Genomic DNA, 20,439 nt, shown 5'->3' on the forward strand with positions numbered 1-20,439 from the left:
GTCCTACAATTTGCTGTAGTAGAGACTTGTTTAACTTCTGCTCGATAAAGCTTGTTATGAATGTTGCTCGGAAGCTGTAAGTCACTTTTTTGCAGTTATCTTCATCAAACCTATCTTTGATTACATTGCCGTCATCTAGCACTTTGTTGGTGAACCATTTGCTGTATGCAGGCGTGTAGTAGCCATTTTTAGGTGTTAAAGAAGGCCAAAGTGAAGCATCCTTTTTAGAAGTACGACGTATTTTATTCACATATTCCATAAAGCCAAGCTCTATGATTTTTGGGTGCAGTGGAACATGACGGCGACTAGCTTCATTTTTTGTCGATTGACCTGCAAGTGCGTCATCAATAGTTAGATAATGAATCGTAGTAGGGTGCAAATCGCCTTCAAGAATGATTGTATCTTGATGAACATCACTTGCAGTCAACTGTGCCAACTCGTTAGGTCTTGCCCCTGTAGCTCTTGACAAAATTGGAAGCCAAAATTGCCAGTCGTATTTTGCATTTATAACTAACTCATTCTTGAAAATGTTTGAAAGATCACTTTCAGAAAATGCAGCCCAAGACTTTTTTCTCTGTGCTTTCTTTATTGGTTTTGATTGCACAGGGTTCACCTTAATCAGATCGTAGGTATCGTCCTGATCATTTAGATTCTTAATCAGCCATTTAAAAAATTGCCTTAATTTTTGGCGATATTTATCTAAAGTTGATGCAGCAAGCGTGATATCAACGTACTCGCTTGTACCGTCTTTTTTTGTTCGTAGCACTTTAGACCAGTCAATAGCTTCAATTTCTTCTAAAGAGAGGGTTTTGTAATGCTTTGCTCTTGCTTTAGGGCAATTCTTCATTGCTTTAAACATTCGGTCAAAATCACGGCTTTTATACTCATTTATTGGTTTATTCCCACAGTAAAATAAGAGCTCATTAATAGCTTCATTCAACTTTTTAGCTCTATCGTTTTCTTTAGAATTACGATAATCGGGCTCTTTGTCCCATAGCCCCAGATCTATCCCAAAATAATCTTCAAGGTATAGTTTTAATGCTTGCTCTAATGTCGGAATAACTAGCGTCTCTTTTGGTTGGATGATGCTGTTGTCAGCAACGCCGAAATCTGCAAATTTACTGGCGTGCATTATTAAATCTTTTTCTTCTTTGTAATCACTTTTATGTCTTGCCTGAGCAAGGCTACCTATAAACTGTTTACGCCTTACAATTTTTGACACAGCAGCTTGAAAGGGTTTGCCATTTAAATCAAATATGATTTCTGAACCTTGTAAAAACTCAGCAAACTGTTGTTCAGCATCTAATCTTAGCGTTGGTGTCGCAGCGGTCTCTAGCGTAGCCATTTCTGAATTCTCTTCACATATAGACAGTGCTTCAACATCAAAATCTTCAACTGGCATATTCGCCAGAATCTGATTTACGTTTGTGCCGTTTAACACTGTACGAATTACTTTTTTAGTTACTAAAACCACTTTTTGAATCTCCTTTAGATCCTGACTTTTAATTTGCTTATCAAAACGCAGAAGCAGCTCTGAAAACACATTCGCAGCAATAATTGCTTGAGCAGAATCTTTGGTTCTTAAACTAAATTTTATCTCGCTCGGCAATTTTTTTGCGTTGGTGTTGTTTTGACAATTTTCACGACTGATGCGCTTGCGGAGATAATAAGTGCCATTTCGAGAAAAAAGATAATTGTTCCTTTTGACATCGATTATTCGTGAAGATGGTTTTTTGAATGAATCTAATTTCAAAAGTGGTTTTTTGCTAAAAAGAGAACAATCCGGAGTCAAATTTTCCTCACAAGGAGAACTCGGAGAAGGAGAACTCGGAGAAGTTACACAAAATGAAAAAAGAGATTTTTGGACAATGTCAGAGTCTACAAAACAACTAGGCTCAATTTTGTTTCTTGGGTTCATATGTGCCTCGATTTGAGGCTGGCATGTGGCTCACTCTGTGTACCACTAAGATAGAAAGGCTCTGGATGGCTTAATTTTAAAGGTTTAGGAAGAATCCTAATCAGCCCCTGAATTTGTTTCATCTGAATCATACTCAGTTGGCACGATTATAACGCTTAGTTTTTATGTTAAACAAGGGCAAAGCACAATTAACTGTATTTAAATGGTTTAATCGCTTTAAATTTAAACGAATGTTGAAATGAAAGTGAGTTGGTAGGGATTGCTTGCTTGTTAATATTGCTCGGCGCTATACAATGCAGCTGATTGAAATAATGGAGGTTTTCAATGAATATCAGTAAAACAATAATAATATGTTTGTTGTTTATCGCGATGAACGCGGTTGCACAGAGTAAAATAGCGCTGTCGATTAATGTTGAAAAACAGATTGGCAGCAACGTGTGGCAAGTAAGTTATCAATTGCCCAAATTGACTCAAACGTTAGATTTTTCTCACTTACCACCTCATTTCCTGACTAACCATTTTGCGGTTAAAGGCAAAGCGGTGGTTAAAGATGACAGCACAATTCAGCTAACGAATCTTAATGACATATTAATGCTTGAAGTATCCGATGGTTTTGATGTGAGTGAACTTAGATTTAATGCGCCGTTTATTAACTTTTCTAACAACGGCGCGTTTTATGCGGACTATTTTGTGCCGCATTCATTGAAAGTAGCGGATGAATTAATAACACGCGATGCGCTAAGTGTGACATTTAATATAATAGCAAAAATGAAAAATGAGCAAAATCAGCGAACGCGCACCATTAACAACATATCGTCGTTGAATTTAGCACAGTTTATTAGTCTAACTTTACCGTCTAATGCCTCTAAAGATGGTGTTTATTTCGTTATTGAGCCAAATTTGCCAAATGAGTTTAAAGTGCAGCTTGAGCAAAACAGCACTAAACTTATGCGTTATTTTAGCCAACAGTTTAATTCCCCTTTAAACCGCGACGTTACATTCTTGATTAACGCTAATAGCAATGCGTCATACGTTGGCTTTTTGGGTAGCGCACTATCAAATCAAATTATGTTTGAGATATCAGGGCAAGATGCAGTCCAGCACCCGATTAAATACCAACGAACAATTTATTTAACCCTAGCACATGAAGCGTTACACCTTTGGAATGCGCATTTTTGGCAACCATTAGATGGCACTCCGATTTGGCTGTACGAAGGCTCAGCTGACTTTTTTGCCTATCGTGCAATGGTGCATTCTGGCTTAATGCCACCATCGCATTTTAAGTATTTTTTACAGCAGCAACAAAAAGAGTGTTTAGAAGGTGTTAAACAAACTGCGCTTTCACATCTGGAGTCAACGCCTGCAATTGGCGCAAGTTATCCATGTGGTCGGGTATTTTTTGAAGTGTTAGCTAACGCGTTGAATAAAAATGGTTTTGAGCTTTGGCTCGAAATTATGAATGTAAGCGAAGAGCAAAGTTATTCGGTTGAAGATGTGTATGTGTTTATCGAAAGAGCCGAATTATCTGACTCGCTAAAACACGTGTTACAAGACATCTTATTTAACAATGAAAAAGCACATGACGCGCTGAAAAGCATTATTTCAGCGCAATCGAAGAACTAAACGTGCCACTTAGCACGCGCAGCCAAAAGCTGTTTAGTGCATAAATCCATGGTAAAAAGTAACGGTGGTAATAAATCCCGCCGTTACTCGTCTACTTGCTCAGAATCGTTTGGCATTGGCCAGCCGCCTAAGGCTTGCCATTTATTTACAATGTAACAATAAAGCTCGGCGGTGCGCTCGGTGTCGTACAGTGCGCTGTGGGCTTGGCTGTTATCGAATTCAATTCCTGCGGCGCGACATGCTTTTGCAAGCACTGTTTGACCAACTGCTAAGCCAGCTAGGGTGGTTGTATCAAAACTCACGAATGGGTGAAACGGTGTGCGCTTAATATTATTGCGCTCAATTGCGGCATTTAAAAAGCCGTGATCAAAGGCCGCATTATGCGCTACGACAACGCTGCGCTGACAACCTGCTGCTTTTTGTGCTTTGCGCACAGCTTTACAGATTTCTTTTATTGCTTCGTCTTCTTTTACCGCGCCACGCAAGGGCGAAAACGGATCAATGCCATTAAACTCAATAGCTGATTGCTCAATATTGGCACCCTCAAACGGTTCTACGTGAAAATGCACTGTTTTGTCGATACTTAGTTCGCCTGAATCGTCCATTTTTAGTAGGCTGACAGCAATTTCTAACAATGCATCGGTTTTATTATTAAAGCCTGCGGTCTCGACGTCGATAACTACAGGAAAGAAACCGCGAAAACGCTTGGCAAATAAAGTTGTTGGTGCTTCAGCTTGAGACATATACTTACTTTCAGTGCTTATTAAGGCCGCGTATTATGTCAAAATTAGGTTGTTGCTGACCAGTAAAATATTACGCAAGGACGTTTGATTTAGGTATATTTATTGCTTAAATTTTAATAGGGTGTTGCTTGTTGCAGCGGTGTTTTAATTTAACCAAGCGTTTATCAGATTTAGGAGACCTCAGTGCTAGTAAAAAAGCAAGTACAGTGTTTGTTCGTTGGTCTGTCGATGGGTGCTGTGTTTTCTGCCAATGCGGCGCTACGTAGTTACGGCGCAGCTGAAAGCAATGCGATTTGGAATACCCCTGAAGCATCACGTTTAAGTTGTCAGTTAGAGCATAATATTCCGCGCTTTGGTAAGGCGCGATTTTTAGCGACTGCGAGTAAAGATAAACCGCTGCATTTCACCTTAGATATGCTTATTAAGCCAGAAGGGTACGATGTTGCCGATGTGCTGTCAGTGCCACCTATTTGGAAAGCGGGTAATCCTGCGCGTAGCTTATTCGATGCTAATTTGTTGAAGCAGTTTGATACAGAGCTAGATTCAAAAGCATCTTGGTTACTGCTAACCGAACTTGAAAAAGGTAATGTCCCTACGTTTTATTATCAGGATTGGCATAACAGCCAAGACAAGATCAAAGTTGAATTGTCGTCGGTTAATTTTCGTCGTAATTACTTAAGCTTTTTAGAGTGTCGCGATGCGCTATTGCCATTTAGCTTCGATGATATTGCGTATACAGTGATGCGATATGAGTCGAATAGCAGCGAGTTAACGCGTGATTCGAAAAAGCGTTTAGAGAAAATAGGGTTATATTTGGAGAACGATCCTAATATTGATTCGGTGGTAATTAATGCCTACACCGATTCATACGGTGGTCGCTATATTAACCAACAACTTTCAGAAAAGCGTGCCGATGCAATTAAAAGCTACATGACTGAAAAGGGTATAGCAGCAGAGAAAATTGTTACGCAAGGGTTTGGCGAAAAACGCCATGTTGCAACCAATAACACCATTATTGGACGTGGTAAAAACCGTCGGGTAGTTATTCAAATAGAAAAGGTTTAGCGGTTTTTTTGCAGATAAGTCTGTTAAAACGGTTTCTAAATTATGATGACGAAGTTATTTCGTCATCATAATACTTACTTCACACCAACTTTCTTGCTGGTAAAAACCAATTTTAACGCGTTTACCCGCTACCGTATAAAAATATGTATAGCGGCCAATATCTTCGGTGATGGTTTCTGGCTCGCCTAAGGTATTGCGATAAAACGCCATTACAGAATCTAAGTCTTGTTTTACAAAACCGGAGATGATCATAGGGTAATCGTCTTCAAGTGCCATACGTACTTGAAAATCGTTCGGAAGGGATACGTCGTCAATATTTGCTTGCGCCGCAAAGCTAAAGCTCATTAAAACGCCCAGTGCGATACTGCAACATAACTTCTTCATTTTATCACTCCTGATCACCCATTTGTGGGTTAACTTTCTAATAGTGTTAAGGATAGTCTAACGAAATCGGATGAGGTAACTATTCCTTGCAACTGGTTGTTGTCGTCTACGACAGGCAAACATCCATGCCGATTATTTAAGAAAAAGCGTGCCGCCTCGGTCAATGGCATTGTCGCGTTGGCGAAAACCACGTCTTTATCCACTAGCTCTGAAACAGGTACTTGCTTTTCCCTTCTATTTAACGCATTTACGCCGTATTTGTCTAGTAAATACATGGTTTTAGCAAGCACACTTTTTTGCGTTACCATACCGTAAAAAAGGCCATCTTCTACAATAGGAATATGGCGAATATTATGATCTTTCATCATTTGGTGAACATCAGCCATCGTGTTGTCTAGTTCAATTGATAGCACGTCACACGTCATTAACTCTGCAATTGTTTTTGTCATAACCATTAACTTATTAGTGAACTTAATATTAAGTTTAGCGCTTATTTGTTTTGTCGCTTTGCGCTAGGGCAATGTAAGCCCGAGTAACTGTTGTTTTTAGTGCAATTAAACCTGTCAGCACGGCATCTCAAAGTAACTATTGCAAATATAGCGTGATTTTCTAATACAATTTTCGCATTTTTACAATACAACCAATTGAAAAATATACATTAACAAAAAAACTGTTAGTTTGCCCCTATATTTAGAACAAAAGTTAATATATTGTATACAGTATATTGAATCCATATTTTATCGATTCAATATGTCGTTCAGCAACGAAACTCGATACTGGTTTTATCGAAAAATTATGACAACAACAATTGGAAATAAACAATGAAACTTACAAAATTGGCGTTAGTGCTTGCCACATTAAGTTATGGCCAAAGTGCGTTTGCTGCTAGCGCGCCTATTTCACAAAATCAACCTAAGGTTCATCATCATGGTGTTGAGTCTAAGCGCATGGACAACGCGCCTACCGCGGTAACCACTCAACAATCTACGCACACTTTCGATCACGCACACAAACGCATTCATACGCTTAAATCACAAAGTATGCAGCAAGCAGCTGCGGCAACGTGTGATTTAAATGTGTTGGCTACGAGTGACTCAACCCAGCTGATTAGCGAAATTAAATCGCAGGGTACAACTTGTGTTAATGAACTATTTGGCGCAACAAGTGATATTCAATCTGCTGTTTATGACTCTAACAATATGTATGCAGTAGCGAACCATGTGAAGAGCCTTTCTGATAGTTATCAAGGTGGCGGTGACACCGATATCGAAGCATTATTTTTGTATCTGCGTGCTGGTTATTATGTGGAGTTTTATAACGACCAAGTAACGTTTGCGTCTTGGGTAAAACCAGCTGTTAAGAATGCCATTGATGCATTTGTAAATAATAGCCATTTTTATGATGACAATGATGCGCACGGTAAGACACTTTCTGAAGTACTTATCACAATGGATAGCTCTGAGCAGCAAGATGTGTATTTACCTGTGGTTGTTGAATGGCTAAACCGTTGGAATGCAAGTTACGCAGGCAAGTGGAATATGCGTAGTGCGGTAAACGGCGTATTTACAATTTTATTCCGTGGGCAATGGAACACTGAATTTAAAAATAAAGTTGGTTCAGCGAATGATTTAGTAAGTGCACTAGCGAAGTTTACAACAAGTACGTATATGATCGACTCTGATGCTGAATTTATGATTGCAAATGCGGCACGTGAATTAGGCCGATTAAAACAATACCCTGGCACTATTCAAACAGCTGTTGATGCAGCGTTAAATCGTATTTTCTCAGATTATCAAATGTATGGGTATGGCGATTCGGTATGGTTAGGTGCAGCAGATACAGCGGGTTACCACGGTAGCTGTGATACCTATAATATTTGTGGATTTGAAGAGCAACTTGAATCACAAGTGTTATCACAAACGTATACCTGTAGCAGCACGATTAAAATCCGCTCACAAAATATGACTAGCGCGCAGCATCAAGCAGCGTGTAGCAAAATGGGTTATGAAGAAACGTATTTCCACGTTCAATTGCAAACCAATAACACACCGGTTGCTGACGACGTGAACAGCCAGTTACAAGTGAATATTTTCGACTCAAGTGACGACTACGGTAAATATGCGGGCGTTATTTTTGGTATTAACACTAATAATGGTGGTATGTACTTAGAAGGTAACCCATCAACACCGGGTAATATTCCAAACTTTGTTGCGTATGAAGCAAGCTATGCGAATGCCGACCACTTTGTATGGAACTTAGAGCACGAGTACGTACATTATCTTGATGGTCGTTTTGATTTGTACGGCGGCTTTAACGCACCAACAGAAGCAATTGTATGGTGGAGTGAAGGTGTTGCAGAGTACATCGCAAACGAAAATGATAACCCTGCGGCAATAGATACCATTAAAGATGGTTCGACTTACAGCTTAGGTACGGTATTTGAAACAACATACGATGGCTTTGACCAAGATCGTATTTACCGTTGGGGTTACTTAGCAGTGCGCTTTATGTTCGAAAATCACCGCGATGAACTAAACCAAATGTTAGCGTCAACACGTTCAGGTGATTGGGCAGGGTATAAATCACGTATCAATACTTGGGCAACAAACTATGATGCTGAGTTTACTCAGTGGACACAAGCACTTGCTAACGGTGATACAAACCCACCACAAAATAAAGCGCCTGTGGCGGTAATTAATGGTCCATACAGTGGCGAAGTGGGCGAGTTAATTTCGTTTACAAGCAATGGCTCTTATGATGAAGAATCAAGTATTGCGTCATACAGCTGGGACTTTGGCGATGGCACAACAAGTTCAGAAGCTAACCCAAGCCACAGTTACGCAACCGCGGCAGACTATGCAGTAACACTTACTGTGACTGATGCAGAAGGTGCAAGTGCTAGCGTGTCAACTACAGCAACAGTGACAGGTACACAGCCACCAGTTGGTAATGAACTACAAAACGGCGTAGCGCAGCAAGTAACGGGTAACACCGGCGATGAGAAACGCTTTGTTGTAAACGTACCTGCAAACGCCAGTGATTTAGAAATTACTTTAAATGGTGGTTCGGGTGATGGTGACTTATATGTGAAGTTTGGTGATGCACCAACAAAGGAAAGCTATGACTGTCGTCCATATGTTGGCGGTAATAGCGAGCGTTGTACTATCGCAGAGCTACAAGCGGGCACATATCACGTAATGGTTTACGGTTATGCTAATTTTGATACGCAACTAAAAGCTAACTACACAGTACAAAGTGGCGGCGGTTTTAATGTACCAAATGCGTGTGCAACAGAGGGCCCAAGTGGCGGCGGTCGTTTATACGATGGCGATGTAATGTGTCTTGCTGAGCAAGAACCAATTTGGTTAAGCATTGCGGATGTAAGTGGTGCAACAAGTGTGGCTATTACTACGTCAAATGGTTCTGGTGACATTAATCTAGAATATCGTAACGGCGGTTGGCCAAGTGCTGGTAGTGTAGATGCATCATCACAAAATGTGGGTAATGGTGAGTGTATTTACATCACTAACCAAAGCGAGTATTGGGGTTATGTAAAAGTCTCAGGTACTGCTAGTGGTGCGTCGATTGTTGTCGACTTTAATACGCCAGGTTGTCGTTAATTTCCCGAAATTAACTAACAAAAAGCCGCACAGTGCAAACTATGCGGCTTTTTTATTGCTTGTTCTTTATCGTTTGTTGCGTTTTAAATCGCGCACAATAAAGCGATTTGGATGTAGCATTTCACTGATGTGTGTTGGCACAGGCAATGGCTCATCGCAAAGAGACGCGACTAGCATTTCTGCAGCGAGCGGCGCTGTACATAGCCCGCGCGCACCTAAGCCTGAAAACACAAATAAACCGTTATTTGGATTAGCATTAGTTTCAAAGCCATAGTGTTTGCCGTTTCTCAGTGGTGCAAAGTTGGTTAACAAAGTGTCTTCATCGGGAACTTCACCAACGATTGGTTGGTGATCTGGGGTTGTACAGCGAATAGCGGCTTTAGCATCGAGTATTGATTCTTCGTTGATACCCAACTGCTCGGGGTAAAAAGAGCGCAACTGATTTAAATTAATTGCGTTGTCGCTACTACTAATTTCTCGACTCATACTACGTTTTTCAAACGTTGCGCCCATACAGTGAGTGTTATCTAACTGGGGAGTGAAATACCCTTTATGACACAGCACGGTTTTTAGCTTTTGCGATAAGTCGCTTGTCTTAACGCGGGTAACTTGACCACGTACAGGACTAAATGGCAGTACTTGGGTTTGTGAAAAGCGGGTGGTTAGCTCACCACAGGTGATGAATACTTGGCTAAACTCTCCAACTTCTTTGCTGTTTGAATCAATAAGTTGATAGCCATTTTGTGTTTTTATAATCTCGCTAATTTCGGTGTTAAAAACGGTATTATGTGATGTATTACTATTACTTGCAGTGAAAATAGCGTTTACTAATGCTGGTGGTTTAACCCAGCCAGCTTCACTAATAAATAAGCCAGAAAAGTTAGCTTCAAAACCGGCAATATCGTTTGCTTGTTGTGCTGATACACCGCGAATTAAAGAACTTGGCCACGCGTTTTTTTCAATAAGGCGCTGTTGAATTTCTACTTTACTGTCGCTGATACCATGTAATAGTACACCGCACCAATCGTGTGGATAGTGATACCCATCATCATGTATTTGCTGATAAACACGTTTAGCATAATAAAAGCTATGAGCAAAAAATTCGCTTATGGCATTAAAATCAGCTTGTAGATTTGGGTAAACAGCGCCTTGGTGATTATGCGACGCACCTTTTGCGAGCGCATCATCTTTACAAAAAATATCGCAAGTTATGCCCCGTTTTGCAAAGCTGTAAGCTAAGGTTGCAGTGGCAATGCCGCCGCCAATAATCGCAACTTTTTCAAGTGATTGCGTGCCCCGCTCAAAATAGGCTGGTTGTGTACTGTTTTGGTTTGCTTTTTCTAATGTGCCAACCACCATTTCACGTTTACGGCCGTAACCTTTTACTTTCTTTACGCTAAAGCCCGCATCGGCAAGGCCTCGGCGTACAAAGCCTGCGGCGGTAAAGGTGGCAAAGGTACAGTCGCTGCGCCCTAGATTGGCCATGCCATCAAATAACGACTGTTGCCACATATCAGGGTTTTTACTGGGAGCAAAACCATCAAGATACCAGGCGTCAACAATACCGTTTTCACCGTAACAGAGCTGTGGCAGCGTGTCTTGAATATCGCCAAACCACAAATCCAATATAACGCGACCTTGATCAAACTCTAAACGATGACAGCCAGCAATGGCAGTTGGATAACTTGCAACAAGTTGTTCACTTAAGCTTGTGAACTCTGGCCAAGCAGCAAGCGCTTGTTGCAGCGCTGATTGTTCAAGCGGGAATTTTTCAAAGCTAATAAAGTGCAGTTGCTCAACCGATTTGTCGCTATCTTGGTTAAACCGCTGCCAGGTGTTTAAAAAATTTAACCCTGTGCCAAACCCCGTTTCAGCGATAACAAAGTGCCTTCTCGGGTGATTTTGCCAACGCGTAGCAATATTGTTTTGTTGAAAAAACACATAATCTGACTCTAACAAGCCGTTATCGTTCGAAAAATACACATCGTCAAAGTCTTGTGCGACCGGTGTGCCTGATTCATTAAACTCAATTTTTGCGTGGCGGATCATAATTATTTAAAACAAACTTAACGTGACGCTATTGTACGAGATATAGGGGGGCGGTTAAACTTGATTTAGAACAATTAAGTCTTATTTATTTGGCAGTTAAAGTTAAAATACTGTAAATTCGAAACACGTGTACGCTGAGATTAGACCAGTTTTTTGTAAATAACACGTAGAATAGAGCACAATTATCTTTGTAGAAAAGGTTTATCCATGAAAAGAGCCGTAATTACGGGTATCGGTATTGTTTCAAGTATCGGTAATAATCAAGAAGAAGTACTTGAATCATTAAAAGCAGGCCGTTCAGGCATCATATTCAATCAAGAGTTTGCAGATTTAAAATTACGTTCAAATGTGAGCGGTAGCATTGATCTTGACCCGAAAGAGCATGTTGATCGTAAAGCATTCCGTTTTATGGGTGACGCAGCGGCGTATTCATATATCTCAATGCAACAAGCAATTGAAGATGCTGGCCTAAATGAAGAGCAAGTTTCTAACCCGCGTACGGGCATTATTGTTGGTTCAGGTGGTGGTTCATCTAAGTATCAAGTTGAAGCTGCTGATATTCTTCGTGAAAAAGGCGTTAAGCGCGTAGGTCCATACATGGTACCGCGTACTATGGCATCAACTACTTCAGCATGTTTAGCAACACCGTTCAAAATTAAAGGTGTTAACTACTCAATCAGCTCAGCATGTGCAACGTCAGCACACTGTATTGGTAACGCGGTTGAGCAAATTCAGTTAGGCAAGCAAGATGTTATTTTTGCTGGTGGCGGTGAAGAACTTCACTGGACATTAGCAATGGAATTTGACGCGATGGGTGCATTATCAACGAAGTATAATGAAACTCCTGAGCTTGCTTCACGTACTTATGACGCAAATCGTGATGGTTTTGTTATTTCTGGTGGTGGCGGTATCGTTGTTGTTGAAGAATTAGAGCACGCGCTTGCGCGTGGTGCGAAAATCTACGGTGAAATCGTAGGTTACGGTGCAACGTCAGACGGTTACGACATGGTTGCACCATCAGGTGAAGGCGCAGTTCGTTGTATGCAACAGGCGCTTGCATCGGTTGAAGGTGAAGTGGATTACCTAAACACGCACGGTACATCAACACCGGTAGGTGATGTAAAAGAGCTTGGCGCAATTCAAGAAGTGTTTGGTGGTAAATCACCTGCAATCAGCGCAACCAAAGCAATGACAGGTCACGCTCTGGGCGCTGCTGGCGTACACGAAGCAATTTACTCAATTCTAATGCTACAAAATAACTTTGTTGCACCATCTATCAACATCGATGAATTAGATGAGCAAGCTGAAGGTTTAGATATCGTAAAAGAAGCGCGTGACACCGAGCTTAACACTGTGATGTCAAATAGCTTCGGTTTTGGCGGCACAAACGCAACGCTTGTAATGCAAAAATACAAGGGTTAATTAGCGAACGTTTTAGTTATCGCTAAATGAATTTAAGAAAAGCCACTTAAGTGATTGAGTGGCTTTTTTATTCCCGTTAAAATAGCGTATCACCCGTTTGCCTTAATAGGACAAGTATGCGCATTCTTGCAGACCAAAATATGCCTTTGGTCGAAGAGTTTTTTTCAGAATTCGGTGAAATCACTCGATTTGCCGGTCGTGAGCTAGATCCCCAACAACTTATTGATACTGATATTCTATTAGTACGTTCAATTACCAAAGTTGATGCCAATTTATTAGCGCATGCAAACAAACTGAAATTTGTTGGCACTGCAACCATAGGCACAGATCACGTTGATCAAACGCTGTTACAGCAAAAATGTATCGCGTTTTCCAGCGCACCGGGTTGTAACGCAACGGCGGTTGCTGAATACGTGGTGTCGAGCCTGCTGGCGCTTGCGCAAGAAGATGATTTTAGTTTACGCGATAAAACGGTTGGTATTATTGGGGTAGGCAATATTGGTAGCCGCCTTGCGGTTAAACTTGAAGCTTTGGGCTGTAAGCTACTTTTGTGCGATCCGCCAAAGCAAGCCGCAGGCGAACTAAGTGAAGGTGTGTCACTTGATACGGTGATTGATGAAGCTGATATCTTGAGCTTTCATGTGCCATTAGTAAAAGAAGGCATTCACAAAACAAAACATCTACTTAACCAAGGTAATTTAGCCAAGTTAAAATCAAATGCGATTGTGGTGAACTCATGTCGCGGTGATGTCATTGATAACTCCGCATTGCTCAACTTTATGCAAGCGGGCGGTGGATTATCGTTAGTACTGGATGTCTGGGAGAATGAACCGAGTATTGAGCAAGCCTTACTGCCATACACACGCATTGGCTCAGTGCATATTGCCGGTCACAGTCTTGAGGGTAAAGCTGGGGGGACCGATATGTTGTATCAAGCAGTTTGTCAGCAACTTGGTAAACCAATAACGCACAAAATGGCAGATTTTCTCCCTCAACCTGAGTTTATGGCAGTACATTTAGGCGCTACGTTTAGCGATGCAAATATTTGTCAGTTAGTGCATAGCGTGTATGATGCGCGCCGCGATTATGGCTTATTAAAAAACGGATTAAATAGCGAAGGATTCGATAGTTTAAGAAAAAACTATCCGGGACGTCGCGAATTTAGCACTTTAACGGTAAAATGCAGTTCAACTGCAAATGCAAAACGTTTAAGCCAATTGGGCTTTAACGTGATTGAGGAATAACATGTCACAAAAATTCAATGTTGCCGTTTTAGGTGCAACGGGCCTAGTAGGCCGTCAAATTATCGAAACACTAGAAGAGCGTAAGTTTCCAATTGATACGCTGTACTTATTGGCATCAGAGCGCAGTGCCGGCGAAGATATTAAGTTCGCAGGCGAAGACATTGAAGTGATTGATGTTGAGACTTTTGACTTTTCTAATGCCCATATAGCCCTGTTCTCAGCTGGTGGCAGCGTTTCGGAAAAATACGCACCAATTGCAGCAGAAGCAGGGTGTGTGGTTATCGATAATACCTCACATTTTCGTTACGACTATGATGTGCCATTAGTTGTGCCTGAGGTTAACCCTGAAGCGCTGAGTGACTTTAGAAATCGTAATATTATTGCTAACCCGAACTGTTCAACTATTCAAATGATGGTGGCACTAAAGCCGATTTATGATGCCTATGGTATTGATCGTATTAACATAACTACTTATCAGTCTGTTTCAGGTGGTGGTAAAAAAGCGGTAGATGAGTTAGCAAAACAAACAGCAAACCTAATGAATGCGCGCCCACTTGAAAACGACGTATTTCCAAAGCAAATCGCGTTTAATGTGATCCCACAAATTGATTCGTTTGAAGATAACGGCTACACCCGTGAAGAGATGAAAATGGTGTGGGAAACGCAGAAAATATTCGGCGATAGCAGTGTAATGGTTAACCCAACCGCTGTGCGCGTACCTGTGTTTTATGGTCACGCAGAAGCTATTCACCTAGAAACGCGTATGCCGGTAGATGTTGAACATGTGAAGCAGTTATTAAACGATGCGCCAGGCGTAGAATATATCGAAGATGAGCAAGACTACCCAACACCGGTGACCGATGCGAGCGGCAATGACGCGGTATATGTTGGCCGCGTACGTCAAGATATTAGCCATCCTCACGGATTAAATTTGTGGGTTGTATCTGATAACACACGTAAAGGTGCGGCAACAAATAGTGTACAAATCGCAGAGTTGTTAATCGAACAATACCTATAATTGTCAATTCTTTGATGCCAAACAATTATACCACCGTAATTGTTTGGCATTATTCGTAACTTATTGAGTTTCAGTTTAAAGCGGCACGTTCAAATACTGAGATAATGTAATCCCGCCAGTTACTTTACTAATGCTAATTAATGGATATTCAGTGTTTTCTAGTTTATAGTTTTACGCTGAAAATTATAAAAAGAGTCGCACTATTTTAAGCTGTTACAGCTAGGAAACTATAAAAATGGTGCAAACTTTGCATAAGTTTGGTGTTCGAGCACCGTGTTCAAGAACATATAAACTTCTCAGAGTTAATATTAAAGGAAACCCATGCGCAGCTTCTTTTCTTCAAAAGCGATTATTTTATTTTCGGCAGTGTTGCTAGGTGCATCGACCCTATCATTCGACCTTTTTGCCGACAGCACTCGCATCCGCGGACCTAAAAACATAGATATCGGTGAACAGGGGAAACGTTATGGGCCAATTCGCGATTCAGACACGTTATGGCGCATCGCAACAAAATTAAGACCTGATAACTCGGTTACGATTTATCAGGTAATGCAAGCGATTTATCAGAAAAACCCTAATTCTTTCCTCGATAATAATATTAATCACTTGCGCCCTGGCGCTTACTTAGCAATGCCATCAATGCGCGAGATCCGAAGCATTAATGCAGGCTTTGCCCAAGAGCGTTCAGAGCTAGATGACAAACTTTGGGACAAAAAGGTTAAAGGCGAACTTACGCAAACCGAAATCGACGTTGTTGCAAAGCAAGCAGAGCAGGCTAAAAAAGAAGATGTAATCGTTGCTAAAAAAGAACTGAGTGACGAAATTAAGCAGGCAAAAGAAGCACAAAATGAGAAGTTAGAGCAGCTTAAAGACGAATTTAAATCATCGGTTGATAACGTTGAGGCAATTCTTAACGAAAATGAAAACCTGAAAAAGCAAGTTACCAGCTTATCAACTGAACTTGAGCATATTCGCGGTCAATTAGACAGCGATAGACAAACACTAGATGAATTAAAAGCGCTACTTGCTGACCAGCATCGCATTCTTGCAGAACAAGAAGCCAAGGCTAAGGCTGAGGCGGAATCATTTAGTTTACAAAATTTGACTAATAACCCCCTGCTGTTAGTAGTGCTTGCACTTATTCCTGGGTTTTTAATTGTTGGCGGTGCAATTTATTGGTTTAAATCGCGTGCGAATAAAGTTGAACCTGAAGAACCTATTTTTGATACACCAATGTCAAAGGTACCAGACCCTATCGTAAACGATACCTTAGATGATGATTTAAGCGATGGGTTAGATGACGTTCTGGCAGATAATACAGTAGACGATGATTTAAGTTCAGGTTTAGAACAAGGTTTAGACGACCCATTTGATGATGTGCTTGATCAAAGCTTTGACGATGCATTAGACGATGATGTTGTTGCACTTGATGATGATCTAGACGATACACTGGGTGAGCCTGAAGACTTGCTCTACGAAGATGAAGAGCCTGCGCTTGAAGAAACTAACTCGCTGCTAGATCAAGACGAGCTTGACGGTCTACTTGGTGATGCGCTTGATGATGATTTGCTAGATGAAAGTGATTCAGATGATCTCGTGCCAGATTTAAATAATCATAGTGCAGATGACGAATCAGCAGATGCTGACGATATTGATGCGATTCTAGCGCAAGATTTTGACACAGGCGCTGATAGCGATGATGTGGCGATTGACGAAATAGCAGAAAGCGATAGTGAAATTGAACTAGATATTCCAGAAGAGCAAGAGCCGCTCAGTCAGGAAGAGCCTGATGTAGCTGATGTCGATGCTATTATGGATGAGCTAAGTAATGATGAGCTAGAGTCTGAAGTTACAGAAAGCGAAGAAGAGAAAGAACCTGAAATCCAATTAGATATGGATGATATTGATGCGATGATCAATGAGGTTGAGGCTGATGATACTGACCTAACCAATCTTGATGCATTAATCGAAGAGGCTAACTCAGACGCAGAGCGTCTAGCTGCGCAACAAGCCGCTGCAGAAGCTATTGCAAATACAGACACATCAGATGAACTTGAAGATTCGCTCGATTCAGATGACATTCCTGTTGACACATTAGAGGAACAAGCAGCGGAAGTTGATACAAGTGATGTTGATGATATTGACGCATTGTTAGATGAAGCTGCGCAGTCGACAGAAGCTATTGAGTCAGGTGATGATATTGATGCCTTATTAGAGCAGACAGCTGAAAGTGATAATGGTTCAGCACTCGATGACATCGATGAGCTAATTGAACAAAGCGTAGAACCGGAGTCTGAATTAGATGCGGTAGAGTCAAATGATACTGAAATTGATGTTGATGATGTAAACGGTGAAGCAGCTGCCCTTGAAGACGAAATCACTGCTGAAGAATTAGACGAGCCAGTTGAAGAGCCACTAGATGAATCGTTAGATGATTCACTCGAAGAGTCGTTAGGTAACTCCCTCGAAGAGTCATTGGATGACACACTTGCATCAAGTGAACAGACGCTAGATGAATTAGATGAACTTGATGCGATTGAGCCAGAAGCGGAAGAATTAGAAGCGCATGAATCTGATGAAGCGTCTAGTGATGCTGATATCGCGGAAATTGATGTTGATGATGTACACGATGAAGTGGTTGCACTTGAAAACGAAATCATTGCTGAAGAGTTAGACGAGCCAGTAGATGACTCACTCGAAGAGTCGTTAGATAACTCCCTCGAAGAGTCATTGGATGACTCGCTTGCATCAAGTGAAGAGACGCTAGATGAATTAGATGAACTTGATGCGATTGAGCCAGAAGCGGAAGAATTAGAAGCGCATGAATCTGATGAAGCGTCTAGTGATGCTGATATCGCTGAAATTGATGTTGATGATGTAAACGTTGATGCAGCTGCCCTTGAAGATGAAATCACCTCTGAAGAGATAGACGAGCCAGTAGAAGAATCTCTTGAAGAGTCACTTGAAGAGTCGTTGGATGACACATTTACATCAAGTGAAGAGACGCTAGAGCAATTAGATGAACTTGATGCGATTGAGCCAGAAGCGCTTGAACTTGATGAAGCGTCTAGTGAAGCTGATATCGCTGAAATTGATGTTGACGACATTAATGTTGAAGCTGCCCTTGAAGACGAAATCATCTCTGAAGAATTAGACGAGCCAGTAGAAGAATCAGTTGAAGAGTCGTTAGATGATTCACCTGTATCTAATGAAGAGGCGCTAGATGAGCTTGATGCAATTGAGCCACAAATAACCGCCTCAGAAGATATTGAGGCACTTGAATCTGATTTAACGGATATTGATGCTAACAACTTCGAAAATTTAACTGAGCAAACGGCTGAGCATGATTTATCGATGCTTGATGAATCTGCATCTGACTTGCAAACAGCAGATGAAGCGTTACTCGATGCACTTGATGGTGACGATGCATTATTAGATGCGCTTGATGAACCACTTGAAATAGTTGAGCAGACTGAATCAGTAGAAAGTGATGAGGCGACGGATACGCTTGAGCCAGAGCAATTGCTTGAAGATATGGCTTTTCCTGATGGTGAATCGTTAAACGACGATGAATTAGAGAATGATCTTAATGACACGCTTGATATTGGCATCGACGACAGCATTTTATCTGAAGAAAATGTTGATTTTGGTGATGATCCATTAGCAATTGATGTCGATCTTGGTGCGGAAGATGAGCGTCTGTCTGAGCAATTTGAAAGTGACGAGCAATTACGCGCCGATACACCAAGTCAAACGCTTGATGAGTACCCAGAACTTGAACTGGATGAAGCGCTTGAAGAGCTAGATGCGCCAGCGTTTGATAACGAGCAACCGTTACCAGAAATTGAACAAGCGCAAGCAATTAATGATGAAGTCATTACAACAGAAGATTTATCAGCGACAGAATCAGAAAATGACGACTTACTTGATGATGATTTGTTAGGTAGTGACTTAGACAATAGCAATGATATGCTAATCGATGAGCTAGAGAGCACTGACTTTGACAGCTTGTTGAATGAATTAGCAGAGCCTGAGCCTATTTCTAGTGAATCTCAGAAAGATTTTGAATTAGATTTTGACTCTTTACTTGATGAAAAGTCAGAAGCCGAACCGTTTGAAGTAGAAGAGATTGATACTGCCGAATCAGATTATTTAGATATTGATGATCTGCTTGACGAAAGTGATGACTTAGACGCCGATAATGAGCCTTATCAAAATGTTGATATGGACGTTGGTTTAGGTGATTTTGAGGATTTACTGGCAGGGGAAGACTCGCTAGATGTCGATACCGAGAACCAAGGTTTTTCTGCAAAACTAGACCTTGCCCGCGCATACCTTGAAATTAACGATTCAGAAAGTGCGCTGAAAGTTATTGACGAAGTGATCAAAGACGGCCCGCCTGAAGTACAAGGCGAAGCGCTTGCATTAAAACAGCAACTGTCTTAAGTTTAATTTGAAAAAGCCCGCATAGCGGGCTTTTTTATACTTGGTATCAAGACAAGCTCTCGGTATAATTAGGGTTTTTCAAATTCATGGAATAGTGTTCATGCGAGTCGCTCTAGGCGTAGAATATGATGGTTCTCAGTACAGTGGTTGGCAGCGCCAACAACACGTAAACAGTGTACAAGAAGAGCTCGAAAACGCGCTTTCAAAGATCTGTAACGAAAAAATAGAAGTGACTTGTGCGGGTAGAACCGATGCTGGTGTACATGGAACAGGGCAGGTAGTGCATTTTGACACCACCGCTGATAGAGCCATGGTGGCGTTTACGCTCGGTGTGAATGCCAACTTACCGGATGCCATCGCAATTCGCTGGGCAAAACAAGTAAGTGAAGACTTTCATGCGCGTTATAGCGCAACAGCAAGACGCTATCGCTACATTATATATAACAGTACTTATCGACCAGGCATTTTACGTTCGGGTCTGAGTCATTATCACCACCCACTCGATGTAAAACAAATGCAATTAGCTGCGCCTTATTTATTGGGCGAGCAAGATTTTACATCGGTGCGCGCTGTGCATTGTCAATCAAAAACGCCGTTTCGAAACATAATGCATTTAAATGTTGAACGTTATAACGACTTTATTGTGATTGATATTAAAGCTAATGCGTTTGTACACCACATGGTACGAAATATTGCCGGATGTTTAATTGATATTGGCCAAGGCAAGTACCCACCAGAGTGGATGCAACAAGTATTAGCGCTTAAAGATCGCACCCAGGCATCTGCAACGGCAAAGCCTGGTGGGTTATATTTAGTGGAAGTGGATTATCCTGAGCATTTTGAAATACCTAAATCGAATCCAGGGCCGCTATTTTTACCAAATAGCTTATAAAAAACCGATTAATTA

The 20,439-nt window shown here is 41.2% G+C and carries 13 protein-coding genes; 8 read left to right on the forward strand and 5 right to left on the reverse strand.

Annotation, left to right across the window (positions count from 1 at the left end; translation table 11 throughout):
• Nucleotides 1-1,918: site-specific integrase (locus L1068_RS15235; RefSeq protein ID WP_237130945.1), on the reverse strand; the 1,918-nt coding region annotated here is incomplete at its 3' end.
• Between the two features lie 324 nt (nucleotides 1,919-2,242).
• Here L1068_RS15235 and L1068_RS15240 point away from each other — a divergent pair.
• Complete coding sequence (locus L1068_RS15240) at nucleotides 2,243-3,541, forward strand: basic secretory family protein (protein ID WP_237130946.1); 1,299 nt, start codon at nucleotides 2,243-2,245, stop codon at nucleotides 3,539-3,541.
• A gap of 83 nt (nucleotides 3,542-3,624) precedes the next feature.
• On the opposite strand, the gene rnt is transcribed toward L1068_RS15240, so the two are convergent.
• Entirely contained in the window at nucleotides 3,625-4,284 is a 660-nt protein-coding gene (gene rnt / locus L1068_RS15245) for a ribonuclease T (protein ID WP_054980898.1), read from the reverse strand.
• 228 nt (nucleotides 4,285-4,512) lie between these two features.
• Between rnt and L1068_RS15250 the strand changes: the two genes are divergently transcribed.
• Nucleotides 4,513-5,349 carry an OmpA family protein gene (locus L1068_RS15250; protein WP_084616552.1) on the forward strand — a complete coding sequence of 279 codons (837 nt, stop codon included), beginning with the start codon at nucleotides 4,513-4,515 and terminating at the stop codon, nucleotides 5,347-5,349.
• A 54-nt stretch (nucleotides 5,350-5,403) separates the two neighbouring features.
• On the opposite strand, the gene L1068_RS15255 is transcribed toward L1068_RS15250, so the two are convergent.
• Together L1068_RS15255 and L1068_RS15260 are read right to left on the reverse strand one after the other, a co-directional pair.
• Entirely contained in the window at nucleotides 5,404-5,733 is a 330-nt protein-coding gene (locus tag L1068_RS15255) for a hypothetical protein (RefSeq protein ID WP_054980900.1), read from the reverse strand.
• A 29-nt stretch (nucleotides 5,734-5,762) separates the two neighbouring features.
• The gene (locus tag L1068_RS15260; RefSeq protein WP_054980907.1) at nucleotides 5,763-6,182 is read right to left on the reverse strand and encodes a CBS domain-containing protein; all 420 of its coding nucleotides are present in this window, start codon (nucleotides 6,180-6,182) and stop codon (nucleotides 5,763-5,765) included.
• Nucleotides 6,183-6,554: 372 nt separating this feature from the next.
• Here L1068_RS15260 and L1068_RS15265 point away from each other — a divergent pair, with 372 nt between their 5' ends.
• Nucleotides 6,555-9,353, forward strand: coding sequence for a collagenase (locus tag L1068_RS15265; RefSeq protein WP_237130947.1), 2,799 nt, complete (start codon nucleotides 6,555-6,557; stop codon nucleotides 9,351-9,353).
• A gap of 66 nt (nucleotides 9,354-9,419) precedes the next feature.
• Here L1068_RS15265 and mnmC read toward each other — a convergent pair whose 3' ends face one another.
• The gene (mnmC, locus tag L1068_RS15270; protein ID WP_237130948.1) at nucleotides 9,420-11,402 is read right to left on the reverse strand and encodes a bifunctional tRNA (5-methylaminomethyl-2-thiouridine)(34)-methyltransferase MnmD/FAD-dependent 5-carboxymethylaminomethyl-2-thiouridine(34) oxidoreductase MnmC; all 1,983 of its coding nucleotides are present in this window, start codon (nucleotides 11,400-11,402) and stop codon (nucleotides 9,420-9,422) included.
• 207 nt (nucleotides 11,403-11,609) lie between these two features.
• On the opposite strand from mnmC, the gene fabB reads away from it, so the two are divergent.
• From fabB to truA, 5 genes are all read left to right on the forward strand, one after another.
• Nucleotides 11,610-12,824 (forward strand): beta-ketoacyl-ACP synthase I, encoded by a 1,215-nt coding sequence (fabB, locus tag L1068_RS15275; protein WP_237130949.1) that lies wholly within the window; start codon nucleotides 11,610-11,612, stop codon nucleotides 12,822-12,824.
• Between the two features lie 116 nt (nucleotides 12,825-12,940).
• The gene (locus tag L1068_RS15280; protein WP_237130950.1) at nucleotides 12,941-14,068 is read left to right on the forward strand and encodes a 4-phosphoerythronate dehydrogenase; all 1,128 of its coding nucleotides are present in this window, start codon (nucleotides 12,941-12,943) and stop codon (nucleotides 14,066-14,068) included.
• Between the two features lies 1 nt (nucleotide 14,069).
• Nucleotides 14,070-15,086, forward strand: coding sequence for an aspartate-semialdehyde dehydrogenase (locus L1068_RS15285; protein WP_237130951.1), 1,017 nt, complete (start codon nucleotides 14,070-14,072; stop codon nucleotides 15,084-15,086).
• A 321-nt stretch (nucleotides 15,087-15,407) separates the two neighbouring features.
• Nucleotides 15,408-19,532 (forward strand): FimV/HubP family polar landmark protein, encoded by a 4,125-nt coding sequence (locus L1068_RS15290; protein WP_237130952.1) that lies wholly within the window; start codon nucleotides 15,408-15,410, stop codon nucleotides 19,530-19,532.
• Between the two features lie 100 nt (nucleotides 19,533-19,632).
• Entirely contained in the window at nucleotides 19,633-20,424 is a 792-nt protein-coding gene (truA, locus tag L1068_RS15295; protein WP_100913774.1) for a tRNA pseudouridine(38-40) synthase TruA, read from the forward strand.
• The last annotated feature ends 15 nt before the right edge of the window (nucleotides 20,425-20,439 follow it).

Origin of the sequence: Pseudoalteromonas sp. MMG024, from assembly GCF_021654175.1 — a bacterium.
Taxonomy (GTDB): domain Bacteria; phylum Pseudomonadota; class Gammaproteobacteria; order Enterobacterales; family Alteromonadaceae; genus Pseudoalteromonas.